The organism is Thermodesulfobacteriota bacterium, from assembly GCA_035559815.1.
Lineage (GTDB): Bacteria > Desulfobacterota_D > UBA1144 > Nemesobacterales > CSP1-2 > DATMAT01.
In genome coordinates this window covers 22,804-35,453 of the sequence record DATMAT010000024.1, presented here as the reverse complement: position 1 = coordinate 35,453, position 12,650 = coordinate 22,804, and the positions used below count along the sequence as shown (strand labels likewise).

The 12,650-nt window shown below is 48.3% G+C and carries 11 protein-coding genes; all 11 read left to right on the top strand.

Translation table 11 applies throughout. The features are described from left to right. Window positions 1–1,025: radical SAM protein (locus VNN20_07535; GenBank protein ID HWP92032.1), on the top strand; the 1,025-nt coding region annotated here is incomplete at its 5' end. 278 nt (window positions 1,026–1,303) lie between these two features. Then, window positions 1,304–2,137 (top strand): class I SAM-dependent methyltransferase, encoded by an 834-nt coding sequence (locus VNN20_07530; protein ID HWP92031.1) that lies wholly within the window; start codon window positions 1,304–1,306, stop codon window positions 2,135–2,137. A gap of 114 nt (window positions 2,138–2,251) precedes the next feature. Beyond that, complete coding sequence (locus VNN20_07525) at window positions 2,252–3,490, top strand: Glu/Leu/Phe/Val dehydrogenase dimerization domain-containing protein (GenBank protein ID HWP92030.1); 1,239 nt, start codon at window positions 2,252–2,254, stop codon at window positions 3,488–3,490. Between the two features lie 24 nt (window positions 3,491–3,514). Then, a complete protein-coding gene (locus VNN20_07520) occupies window positions 3,515–3,985 on the top strand; it encodes a VOC family protein (protein ID HWP92029.1) in 471 nt (156 codons plus the stop codon). A gap of 99 nt (window positions 3,986–4,084) precedes the next feature. Next, window positions 4,085–5,719 carry a hypothetical protein gene (locus VNN20_07515; protein ID HWP92028.1) on the top strand — a complete coding sequence of 545 codons (1,635 nt, stop codon included), beginning with the start codon at window positions 4,085–4,087 and terminating at the stop codon, window positions 5,717–5,719. A gap of 9 nt (window positions 5,720–5,728) precedes the next feature. Continuing rightward, window positions 5,729–6,487, top strand: a complete 759-nt coding sequence (locus VNN20_07510; protein HWP92027.1) for a polysaccharide deacetylase family protein — start codon at window positions 5,729–5,731, stop codon at window positions 6,485–6,487. Between the two features lie 47 nt (window positions 6,488–6,534). After that, window positions 6,535–7,296: a methyltransferase domain-containing protein gene (locus VNN20_07505; GenBank protein HWP92026.1), complete on the top strand. Its 762-nt coding sequence runs from the start codon at window positions 6,535–6,537 to the stop codon at window positions 7,294–7,296. 57 nt (window positions 7,297–7,353) lie between these two features. Further along, the gene (locus VNN20_07500) at window positions 7,354–8,220 is read left to right on the top strand and encodes an ABC transporter substrate-binding protein (GenBank protein ID HWP92025.1); all 867 of its coding nucleotides are present in this window, start codon (window positions 7,354–7,356) and stop codon (window positions 8,218–8,220) included. 66 nt (window positions 8,221–8,286) lie between these two features. Further along, entirely contained in the window at window positions 8,287–9,843 is a 1,557-nt protein-coding gene (locus VNN20_07495) for a glycosyltransferase family 39 protein (GenBank protein HWP92024.1), read from the top strand. Between the two features lie 211 nt (window positions 9,844–10,054). Further along, the gene (locus tag VNN20_07490) at window positions 10,055–11,047 is read left to right on the top strand and encodes a hypothetical protein (GenBank protein HWP92023.1); all 993 of its coding nucleotides are present in this window, start codon (window positions 10,055–10,057) and stop codon (window positions 11,045–11,047) included. Window positions 11,048–11,056: 9 nt separating this feature from the next. Next, entirely contained in the window at window positions 11,057–12,634 is a 1,578-nt protein-coding gene (locus VNN20_07485; GenBank protein HWP92022.1) for a hypothetical protein, read from the top strand. Window positions 12,635–12,650: the final 16 nt, after the last annotated feature.

Here is a 12,650-nt window from a genome sequence, read left to right as displayed (position 1 = left end):
ATTATAAAGTCCGCTGGACCGGTGAACGTCCCTTCGTAAGCCTCGATGAACAGCCGCCTCTATCCTATCATCTGGTGAACATGAACCACTACCGCCGGACTCTCTTCGAGGCCGACGTATTTAGCTTCAATTCCAGCCGCGGCTGCACGTTTCGTTGCAGCTTCTGTTGGGACCCGGTGCTGCACAAGAGGAAATGGAGGGCCATGAAGCCCAAGACCGTGGTGAATCACCTGAAGCAGATAGTAGATGATTACGAAATACGCGGTTTTAACTTCACTGACGATCATTTCTTTATCGACATGAAAAGGGCTTACGGTATTATGGAGGAAATCGTTCGAACCGGTCTCAACATAACCATCGGTAAGCTCCACATCCGGGCGGATACAATATGCAGGATGGATGATGACTTTCTTCAGTTGTTGGTCAGGGCCGGCGTCAAACGCCTCACAATTGGAGTAGAATCCGGGTCTCAAAGAATGCTCGACTTGATAAAAAAGGACATCTACCTTGAAGAAGTAATTGAGGCCAGCCGGAAACTGATACCGTATCCCATAGTTCCCGTTTATCTGTTCATGATGGGTATGCCCACCGAGACTCCAGACGAACTTGCTGATAGCATTCGTTTAGCCGAACAACTAGTGGATGAAAATCCGCGAGCATGTAAGAGTTTTAATATCTATACCCCCTATCCCGGAACTGAACTTTACCACGTGGCGCTTCAATACGGACTCAAGGAACCTGAGCGGTTGGAGGACTGGGCAAGTTTTAACTATCGACGTTTAGCCCTAGATGCTCCATGGGTGCCACCGGAGACAAGAAAACTGATCGAGGGATTGGATTTTCCGTTGATGTTTCTGGGAAAAGGACATTTCGTTATCCCTTACAAAAAGACAAACCCTATGGTGGTTGCGTTAGGAAGGCTATACCATCCCATAGCGATGTATCGCATCAAGCATTTAGATGTGCGCTTCCCTATCGAGACCAAGGTAGTTAAAGCTCTAGGTTTGTTTGGACGGCAGGATTAAAATTCCCCCCGCTACCCCATCAGTAAATGCACAATTGTAGGCTCATCTCCGATAACTGTATAAGCTGGTAAATGCTTTAGCTTTAGCTGAAAAGTGGACGATTCGAATCTAGTGGTGACCGTCCTTCGACCCTTCGGCGTAGCTCAGGGCGAACGGTTTTTTATTTCTCATCACCAGCGGGTGCATGCACGCGGCTCATTCCTTCGTTGTACTCGGGACAGGCTCCGAACGGTATTAATAGAGATAAATTCCCCTAGCTCTCTTAACAAGCTCATACTTTGACTCAGGAAAAATCACGCTACTGGGATACAGTCGCCAAGACCTGGCAGGAAGCAAGCCCGCAGACGCTCTGGCGGGCATATAACGACGCGGTCAATACTGCCTTATTCGGCCATTGGCTGCCTAATCATAAGGTAGATTTTCTTCTCAAAACCGATTTATTCGATGAGTCACTGGGCAAGGGATTATACCCCTTGCTGGAATTGCACGCCACAAGAGTAATCGGGATGGATATATCCGTTTTGACTTCTCGTTCGGCTAAATCTCGTCATCCCGGCTTTGCAGTAGTAGGAGGGGACGTCCGCCGCCTTCCCTTCGCCGACGGTGTTTTCGACATTATAGTATCCAATTCCACACTGGACCATTTTGAATCATCTGATGAAATCATAGATAGCCTGGGTGAACTTCTCCGGGTGCTTAAGCCGGGAGGGCAACTGCTCCTCACCCTGGACAACCTGGAGAATCCGGTCATCGCTCTACGCTCAGTGTTACCTTTTCGCCTGCTAAACCGCTTGAAAATAGTACCTTACTTTGTTGGAGCTACTCTCGGCCCGAACCGTCTCCGCGACCATCTGGAGTGCCTGGGCTTAATGGTCATAGACGTCAGCGCCGTGATGCACTTTCCCAGAATCTTGGCTATGGCCATGTCCCGTGTTCTGGAGGGTCATTCCGGGCTGAAAGTACAAGAAGGGTTCTTGAACCTTTTGATGTCATTTGAACGTTTATCCCGCTGGCCAACACGATTTCTGACCGGTTATTTTGTAGCGGTGAGAGCGATTAAAAAGAAATTTGCGGGTAGTTCCTTTGATCTCCCCGGAGAAAAAATAGGCTAATATAGATATTAACTTTTGACCGATCCGCTACCCTGTTGAATCCGTCGTTGCCCGGATCATCATTCGGATGAAACTTATAACCGGACATGAGTTTTGTTGGGGAATTAATTTCAAATGCTAATAACCGTATCCGAGGGCCCAGAAGTATTAGGTTACGTTGCCGTTGACTCAACCGTAAATAACCGCTCCCGCGGCGGACTGCGTATGTTGCCGGATATCGACAAAGAAGAAATGACCGGTCTGGCACGGGCTATGACACTTAAGTACGGATTTTTAGGGCTGCCCCAAGGCGGTGCGAAAGCCGGTGTGATTTACGACCCGGAAGCGCCAATAACAGAGCGACAAGAACGCCTAGCAAGGTTCGGGCAAGCTATATCCTCCATTTTGCGTAAACGCATCTATATCCCGGCCGCTGACATGGGTACTAATAATTCTGACATCCGACTTATGCTTAAAGCGGTCGGCGTAGAGGTTAAAGCGCGTGAATTGCGTGGTATTTCCTCAGGCTATTACACTGCGCTCACCGTTTTTGCCGCTGCTAAAGAGGCTCTTAATCATTTCGCTATCGACATACATAAAAGCAGTATAGCAATAGAGGGTTTTGGGAGCGTAGGAAGTGAACTGGCAGGGCTTTTCTACCAAGCTAAATCCCGTGTTGTGGCTATATCTACCTCCCGTGGAGCAATCTATAATTCTGATGGACTCGATGTAGAGCTACTCCGCAAACTATATGGCCAAGCGGGGAGCCATTTGGTGAACCTTTACCCCAGGGCAGAGCATATTGATAAATCGGAACTGCTCGAATTGCCAGTGGACCTGCTTAGCCCTTGCGCCCGCCATCATAGCATTCATCTTGGAAACGTCGATCGCGTCAAAGCCCTTATTATCTGCGCCGGCGCCAACAATCCGGTGACACCCGAAGCAGAGCGTATCTTATTCAACCGCGGGGTCATGTGCCTCCCGGATTTCGTGACCAATTCGGGTGGAGTGCTGGGGGGGACGATGGAGTTCGCATCCATAGACAGAGAAAAAATTGCCGACTTTATCGAACGCCGCATGAGCACCAGCATAGCCTGGCTAATCAACGAAGCGAACAGACAGGGAGTAATGCCAAGCGAGATTGCCGTGCCTATGGCACTTCATCGCTTCCGTCAAGTACAGAAAAAGTCTGAACGTCCTCGACTGGGCGACTGGCTATTCGGAGCCGGACTAGAGCTATACCGTCGCGGATGGATCCCGGGCCGGGTAGTTTCCTCCCTTTCCCTCCCTTACTTCGAGAAATCGATTTGTGAATTCAATAATTCTCCACAGGTATCTAATATATCCCTCACCAAGTACGAAAAATCCTTTTAAAAAATGAACGGAGGTTGACAGAAAATGAAGGAGAGGCCATTCAAAGTACTTGGTATCCAGCAAATCGCCGTCGGGGGTCTAGACCTTAAGACTCTTCGAAAGCTGTGGGTTGACACTCTCGGCCTTACCCCGACCATAACTTTCCAGAACGATACCGAGAACGTGTATGGGGAGATTGCAGTTGCAGGATTTGGTCCCTTTCATGTAGATGTTAACCTTTTGCAACCGATAAACCCGGAGAAAAGCCCACAGGCCCATAAACCGCCTCTTAACCACATTGGGCTCTGGGTCGATGATTTACATGCTGCCGTGGAGTGGTTGTCGTCGCAAGGTTTGGTTTTCACCCCTAGAGGAATTCGCCGGGGAGCAGCGGGTCATGATGTATGCTTTATTCACCCGAAGATGGGAGGCGAGGGTGTTCTGATAGAACTGGTACAGGCACCTCTCGAACTGATCGATCTTTGCCACCGCCTGTCATCCCGGCAGTCTCAGTGACCATACCGCTATGAATTAGTACGGTTCTCTTAGTCGGCATTTGTAAACGGTCTTGCCGAATAGTTTATCAAAGATAGGCTTAAAACTGTAGAAAGTATTATGAACCAGCACCAGTCCATAACCAAAAGCCCTAGTTCCTGGAGTTCATTTGATAATGTGATAATCGGAGCCCGTTTTCTAAGCAAGCTCCCTTCGTTCCTCCATCACAAAATCGGTCTACAGGAAGCGAGAGCTATCCTGCGCCGTCGCTTTGAGCAGAGAGAGAATTCCTTCTTGGCCACTCTTAAACAGTCTGTCTATGAGTACCCGGAAAGCCCATACCGGCAACTTTTAAAGCTAGCCGGCTGCGAATACGGAGACTTAGAAGAGTCGGTAAAAAAAGAAGGTATTGAGGCGGCCCTTCAAATGCTTTATCGTCAAGGAGTATACCTCACCGTCGATGAGTTCAAGGGTCGACAGCCAGCTATAAGGGGAAGCACAACGATATCTCTAGGCCATGAACTACTACGTAACCCGCTCGCGGTCTTTCACATCCCCGCCCGAAGCGGCGGAAGTCGGAGTTCGGGGACACCTGTACTTATTGACCTGGATTTCGTCAAGGGCTGTGGTGTTAATACCTCCCTATTCCTCGAAGCAAGGGGAGGGTCCAAGTGGCATAAAGCGACCTGGGAAACCCCCGGTGCTGGGGCTAGGTTCCGGCTTCTCAAGTTTAGCAGCTTCGGTAATCCGCCGGTTCGCTGGTTCTCACAGGTAGACCCGGCTGCACCCGGGCTGGACTCTATCTTCCGTTGGAGCGAACGTGCTATGAGATGGGGAAGCCGGCTAGCTGGTGTTCCCTTGCCGCGCCCATTATACGTCTCTCTTGGTGACCCGCTTCCTATAGCTAAATGGATGACCGAGGTTTTACAGTCTGGCGACACCCCTCATCTTTTTACATTCCCCAGCTCTGCAGTGCGTCTTTGCCTGGCGGCATTGGAAAACGGAATTGAACTCCGAGATGCCCAGTTCCTATTAGCGGGAGAGCCCATTACAAGTGCCCGCCTAGATGTAATACGCCGTGCCGGTGCCGAGGCTCTGCCCCGTTATGGGAGTATGGAGTGCGGACCCATTGGCTACGGCTGCCTTGCCCCGGCAGCCTCTGACGATGTTCATTTACTACACGACCTCCATGCGCTCATTCAACCGGAATCAGATGAAACGCTCCCCAGACTACCTCAAAATGCTCTCCTAATTACGTCACTCCATCCCGCATCGCCTTTTACCCTGCTTAATGTCTCTATGGGCGACCAAGCTGTTATTTCCAGACGGAAATGTGGCTGTGCGCTGGAGGAACTTGGTTGGACTACGCACCTGCACAACATACGCAGTTACGAAAAGCTTACCGGAGGAGGGATGACCTTTTTGGATACGGATGTAATCCGCATTCTCGAAGAGGATTTGCCGGCCCGCTTTGGCGGGTCAGCCACAGATTACCAACTCCTAGAAGATGAGACTGAAGATGGCCAGCCCATTCTGCGGTTACTCGTGCATCCAAAACTCGGGCCGCTTGATACCAATGCTTTATCAGAAGTCTTTCTCAGCACTATTGGCTCCGGATCTCCAGTAGAAAGAATGATGGAGTTCATGTGGCGCGATGCCAGTCTACTCCGTGTAGAGCGCCAAGCCCCTTTTACTACCCGTTCCGGCAAGATTCTTCATTTGCATCTTGGGCAGTCAATAAACAAAAGTAGGTAATCCACCACCATGCCTTCTTCTCTACCCATTTTAACATTCCATGCCCTTGATGATCGACCCTCGGTAACCTCATTCTCGCCGCGAGTGTTTCGTCACGGCATTGCTAGGCTTCATGAGAATGGATACAAAACCCTAAGGTTAGCCGAGGTTGTAAGTTATCTGGAAGAAGGAAAGCCTTTCCCAGATCGGTCCATTGTTATAACCTTCGACGATGGGTATCGAAGCGTATTTGATGAAGCCTTTCCAGTGCTACTGCGGTACAATATGACTGCCACGGTTTTTCTCACGGTGGGGGAAAAGAGCAATTCAGGACTCAACGGCAGGCTCCCTTCCCTTGGAAAGCGCCAGATGCTATGCTGGAAAGAGATAATGGAGATGCATCAGTACGGAATTGATTTTGGGGCCCATACCCTTACCCACCCAGACCTCACTCGCTTACCTTTCGAGCATGCCCAATCTGAAATCCTTGATTCTAAGGTCATAATCGAGGATACACTGAGTGCGCCTGTTTCCTGTTTTGCATATCCCTTCGGGCGGTATGATGAACGAATCTTAGAAATAGTGAAAAAACACTTTTCCTTTGCCTGTTCAGACAGGCTTGGCCTTGCCTCTTCTGGTAGCAACCTTTACGCGCTGGAGAGGGTGGAAGCCTATTATCTAAGAAGCGAGCGGCTTTTCGATATAATGTTGACAAACCTATTTCCCTGGTACATCCGGGCGTGCAGCATCCCTCGCCAGATTCGACGCGCAGTCAAACTCAGTTTATGAAAATTCTTTTTATCTAGCGTCATACAAATACAACGGAATAACAACACATGTCCGGTCAAGCCTCAGGATTCAAAGAAAAATTCGACCCGGGGAAATGGAGCGATATTTACGACTCCTCGAGAAAAAGCAACAAAGATTTTACATTCAAGCATGGTAACGAACTTGTAGAAGATATATGCTCTAGAGTAAGCCGGCCAAATGAGTTGTGGCTTGATATTGGCTGTGGTACTGGATATTTGTCGGCAAGATTGTCCGAGATGGGTTTATCCGTAATCGGAGTGGACCATGATATAGAGATGATAGAATTCGCTAACGAGCGTTTCCTGGACCATCGTATGACGAATAGGCCGGTATTCATAACGGCCAAAGCGGATTCCCTTCCTTTTGACGATGACACGACAGACGGTGTAGTAGCTGTCTCTCTGGCGGGTTGCCTATCATCTCCAGACGAGTTCTTCCGAGAGGCTCATCGGGTTCTCCGCAAAAACGGTTTTGCCATTATTACATTCACAAACCGGGCCAGTCTACTGATTAAGATAAATTGGTGTTTGAATAAGGCGTCGTATATGATTAGAAGACCGGCCCATAGCGATGGTCAATACAGAGTTTATGCTTGTGCGGAGGTAGTGGATAAACTCGAGAAGGCCGGTCTCAGGGTTATTGATGTCAGGTTCTACAATTTTTTTCTCAACGTGGGAGATTTGATGATTCCGCCCAAGCCGTTGGCAATATATTGCGAGCGTTTGAACAAATACAATATAAGTCACCGGTTGGGAGGAAACTTTATTGTGGTAGCGCACAAAATATAGCGAAACAAACAGAGGATTTTGAGATTACGTGAGCAAATAAAGAAGGAGGATTCATCAGTGAACAAGGTCTCTTTTTCTCTTTTGAGAGGCGTCTGTCAGATACCGGCGTACGTTGCGTACGAAAAGGGATTTTTTCAAGACGAAGGTCTTGATGCAAATTTAAACATCGAACCTACTGCATGGATGGTTCCACACAAACTGGTGAACGGCGAAAGTCAATTTGCAGTTATTCCTTGGACCAGGGTTGCCGCCGCGGAAGATAAAGATATACCGCTGGTGTTGATTTGCGGCTCCGGCTTTGAAGAAGCGGCCATAGTTGTTCGGAAGGAAATAAACCCATCAGAGGTGAAAAAAGTCGCCGTCCCGTTGCGAGGGGGCATGAAAGATTTAACGGCGATGGGGCTCATTGAGAGCTTGGGATGGAAGGACGTCGATCTTATAAGACTACCTTCCGGCGATGGGGCAATTATATCTTTATTTGGCCAAGGAGCGGATGCTGCTTCGATGGTCGAGCCCTACGCGACGATGATGGAAGCATTGGGTGTCGGAACCGTCGTAAAAAGAACGGGAGATGTATGGAAAGGGGCCCCCGGATGCTCTTTAACAACAACCATGGAGCTAAAAGAGACTTCTCCCCACCTGACGCAAAAGGTGGTCAGGGCATTTGCACGTGGGATTAAATTTGTCAATGAAAGTCCGGACGAGTCCGCCCAAATAGCCTCCCGCTACATCGGCGTCAATACCGGCTTCATTCGGAAAGCCCTGAATGTAAATAGGCCCGATATGAATGCAGTTAGAAACAAAGGAGCCATGGAAAGGGTACTTTCTCTCATGATGAAACTGGGCTACATTCGGAAGATTCCCACAAATTTCAGTGACTTAACATTTCTTGATGAGGCAACGAAAGACCTTAAGTTAAGGTAATTTCGACGCAATTTCTACTTAAATAAAGAATTGAGATTAGTTAAACGTCTGAACAACGAGAATATATTGTTCTTTTTAGTTTTGGTAATTGGCGTTCTCCTTCGCTTCAGGCATCTCACTTCGGGATTAGTAGAATCCCATAGCTGGCGCCAAGCGGATGTTGCCATGATTGCTTCAAACTTTTATAGTAACGGCTTTGACATCTTTCACCCTCAAATCGATTGGGCCGGGCCCTTTCCCGGATATATTGGAATGGAGTTCCCACTCGTGCCTTACCTGATGGCTTTGCTATATGCTTTATTCGGCGAACATCTATTTCTTGGCCGCCTTCTCTCTATCAGCTTTTGTGCTCTATCAGCCTACTATTTTTATCTATTAGTCAGGAGCTATTTCACCAAACGAGCTGCTTTAATTAGTTTATTTTTTTTCCTCTTCTCTCCGCTTAGTGTATTTTTCTCCAGAACCCTGATTTCGGATAATGCGATGCTATGTTTCTCCATAGGGGCTATATACTTTTTTTCTCAATGGACGAGAAATGAAAAAACACTGCATTTCGCCCTATCTCTCATTTTCGCTATATTTGCACTACTGGTGAAAATTCCCGCTGCAATCATTGGACTGCCAATTGCATACTTAGCCTGGAATAAATTCGGATGGTCGTTTCTAAGAATGATTAGACTTTGGGTCTTTGGATTTATGGTGGTAATTCCATCTATTCTTTGGTATGTGCATGCATTTACGTTGGCCAGGAATAATTACCCATTCGTCATGTTTGGAGAAGAAAATTGGGTCTGGTATACCGGGTTCGGGACCTTTCTAGAGGCAGCATTATTGAAGAAAGTGTTCGTAAGATTGGCCGCCTTTTTGGTCACCCCTGTGGGCCTAATAATGTCCATAGTCGGTGCAATTATAACTGCATGGAATAAACCTGGCACTTATCTCTTTCACTGGTGGGTAGCAGGCTTTTTTGTCTTCTTTATCATCGGATTCCCGGGACAAAAGCACGAATATTATCAGTTGCAGTTATTACCCGGAGCATCCCTGTTCGCTGCCTTGTTCTGTGATGAGTTCATCAAACATAGAGGTGTATTCAAATCATGGATTCTGAAACCGGGCTTACAAACCGTTATTGTAATCTGCCTGGTCGTGGGATTCCTGGTTTCATCCTTAGCACTGGTTGAGACGCGATACCATTCTTCTATCGATAAAATCCTTCACGAAGGTGGGTTGTCAGTACAATCCATAGTACCGGCGAATGCTCTCATATTGGCCGCAGATTGGAATAATCCTGTACTTATACAGTCAAGCAAACGACGAGGGTGGCATTTCCCGGGCTTCAAGACCGATAATGATCGAGTACGAACATGGAGTGTCTCTATATTAGAAAAAAGGCGCACCGAAGGTGCTTCTTATTTTGTGGCACCGGTTAAATTAGATATGAATCGGCAGATTGCATCCGAGAGCTTTCTTCAGTTGTTTGGACGACGAATTTTGCCTCCTAGTGACCTGGATTTCCTCGAATCCCACACCACATTCAAAAAATACCTCGACAGCCGTTACAAAAAGGTATTGAGTAATAGATTCGTCGTGGTTTACGATTTGAGGGCAAATACGAATATGTGATCTTTTAAAAAAGAGTATTGATAACTTATCTAATCGATTTTTACAAGATTTGTTCACATAATACGATAAATAGTGTAGGTTAAACGAAGCTCTCCAGGAAAATGAGTCTTTACTACGGGAAATAATAGCAACATTTTAAGAGCTAGCGGTTGGCCAAATTAAATTTGATGGATGTACTTCTGCTGAATATAAGCTGAGGGAGGTAAAAAACATGCTGAGTGAAATTCTCGACACCGCAATGAAACCTATAGTCAGGTTTTTGCAATACAACTATGACGCTAAACCCATGCAACCTTTGGGCGTCAACAATACCATGAAAGTTGCCCGAGCTTACAACCGCCTTAAGTACGGCCGGTATCTTGAATTTAGGAAAAACCAGTATCTCCATCATTTCGACGAATTGATCCGTGAGAACGGGTTGCCGGTCTCTACGCCCAACGAAATAAAAGACGGCTGGGCGCTAGACACCTCCGGAAAACTACCGCACCTGCAAGAGTTACTGAAGGACGCAGAGGAGATTATAAAAGAGCGCGGAGGCGTAAAACGGACAGATTTCGGAAGGCCATACTTCCAAGAAATTCCGATTGACGACCTATTGGTCAAATATCCGTCCATCCTGGACTTCGGCACCTCCTCCGATATACTCTCGACCGTCTGTAATTACCTGGGCTTCATCCCCACTTTCTCAGCGGCTCTGCCCCCCGGGATCAGGTTTAATGAATCTTGGGCTAAACACGAGAGCTCGCCGAACGTCCCATTTCGTTCAAGCCAGCTATTTCATCTCGATTATCATGATTCCCCAATGGCCTACGCTCTTGTACTGATCAGGGAGGGGAATATGGAAAATGGACCCTTCTGCATCCTGCCTGAATCCGTATCCAAGAAAGCCTCCGAAGCACTCAATTACCGGACTAGAGGAAGACGTCACCGCGTGACCGATGAGGAGATGTACTCGATTGTCCCGGAAAGCGAGTTAATTAAGTTTTGTTATCCTGCAGGGTCCGTTTTGTTCCTGGACAACAGCAAATGCTTTCATTACGGAAGCCGGAATGCGGTGAAACCTCGTTATCTTATGATGTACGCTTATGTATCCCCCTGCAGGACGGATTTTGGCGAGGTGCTGCTGGCCCGGAAAACATATCCGACCCGCGATAGCGACTCCCGTTTGAGGAAAATGGTGCTAAATAGAGAATTCATGTATTGAGACTCTTAGATGCTAAACGACCTGAGAATGTTCGCCAGGTATGCCCGTGGGCTTAACAGTTACCTCCGCCATACGCTAACCCCAGAAGAGTGCCGCTGTATGCTCGTCCGTCAGTTAGACGCCAGAGAAGAGTCTTTTTTGCGTATCCTGGAACGGGGCATTTACGCCAATCCAGGAAGCCCTTACCGAAAACTGCTCCTTCATGCCGGAGTTGAATTTGCCGACGTCGTCGAGTTGGTGAGGCGATATGGCGTAGAGGGTGCACTGGTAAAGCTTTACGATGCTGGAGTTTACGTTACACTTAACGAGTTCAAAGGGCGTCGTTCAATCGAGCGTCCAGGACTACAAATCATAGTACACCCTAAGGATTTTGATAATCCCTTTTTAGTAAAACATTACGAAGCCCGGACCGGGGGTTCGCGAGGCGTAGGAACACGCATCATCATTGATTTCGACCTTTTGACCCACGAGGCAGCTTACTTTCATCACATTTTGGCCGCCTTTGGCCTGGCGGAAACGCCAATCGGGGCATGGCATGAGGTCCCGCCGGTAGCGGCAGGCATGAAGCTACTCCTTCGCTACGCTAGGCTGGGAAAGTCTGTGGAAAGGTGGTTTGCTCAGAGCAAATTATCATCAAGCCCGAAAGACCTGAAATTTGCTATTTTCACGAACTACACCTTATACACAAGCAGAATTTTAGGTAGACAATTGCCCGTGCCCGAATACGTGCCCCTGGAAGAAGCCTCCAAGGTGGCACATTGGCTATCTTTCAAGAAAGGGAATGGGAAGCCTGCCACCCTGGACACTAATCCAAGCTCGGCGGTGAGGGTCTGCCTCGCCGCTAAAGAAAACAGCCTGGACATCTCCGGAAGCCTTTTCCGGCTGGGAGGCGAACCTTACACCCCGGCAAAAGCCCAGGTGTTAGCCGATACAGGATGTCGAGCTGTGTGCCATTACTCCATGTCGGAAATCGGCACGGTCGGCACCGCCTGCACTGCACCCCCGGAACTTGATGATGTCCACCTGCTCAGTGACAAAGTCGCGGTGATACAGCGTCCTAAATCTGTAGGTGCCGGTGGGCTCACCGTAGAAGCTCTGGTCTATACAACCGTCCTGCCCAGTTGCCCTAAGCTTATGCTCAACGTAGAGAGTGACGATTACGGTGTCCTTGAGGACCGAACGTGCAGCTGTCCTTTCGGAGAACTCGGATTCACCAAGCATCTTTCACGCATTCGTAGCTACGAGAAGTTGACCAGCGACGGAGTGACGTTTCTCGGGACCGAGCTGCTACGACTGGTTGAGGAGGTCTTGCCGGCGAGATTTGGAGGTTATCCCACGGACTACCAGTTACTAGAAGAGGAGGATGGGGGACTGCCCAGGGTGAACGTTATTGTGAGCCCGCGTGTGGGTAATGTGAATGAAGAAGAAGTAGTAGCTTTAGCGTTTCAGGTTCTACACCGATACCCCGGGGGAGAGATTATGTCTGACAAATGGCGACAGGGACAAACCCTGCGCGTACTGCGGAGAGAGCCATACTCCACGGGTTCGGCCAAAATTCTCCCTTTGCACATACTTCAGAAAAGATGATCTCACATCCGAGAGA

Bases quoted from the DNA above. Each gene is read 5' to 3' on its own strand.
- VNN20_07525 (HWP92030.1), top strand. From the start codon at position 2,252: ATGCTAATAACCGTATCCGAGGGCCCAGAAGTATTAGGTTACGTTGCC.
- VNN20_07520 (HWP92029.1), top strand. From the start codon at position 3,515: ATGAAGGAGAGGCCATTCAAAGTACTTGGTATCCAGCAAATCGCCGTC.
- VNN20_07515 (HWP92028.1), top strand. From the start codon at position 4,085: ATGAACCAGCACCAGTCCATAACCAAAAGCCCTAGTTCCTGGAGTTCA.
- VNN20_07510 (HWP92027.1), top strand. From the start codon at position 5,729: ATGCCTTCTTCTCTACCCATTTTAACATTCCATGCCCTTGATGATCGA.
- VNN20_07505 (HWP92026.1), top strand. From the start codon at position 6,535: ATGTCCGGTCAAGCCTCAGGATTCAAAGAAAAATTCGACCCGGGGAAA.
- VNN20_07490 (HWP92023.1), top strand. From the start codon at position 10,055: ATGCTGAGTGAAATTCTCGACACCGCAATGAAACCTATAGTCAGGTTT.
- VNN20_07485 (HWP92022.1), top strand. From the start codon at position 11,057: ATGCTAAACGACCTGAGAATGTTCGCCAGGTATGCCCGTGGGCTTAAC.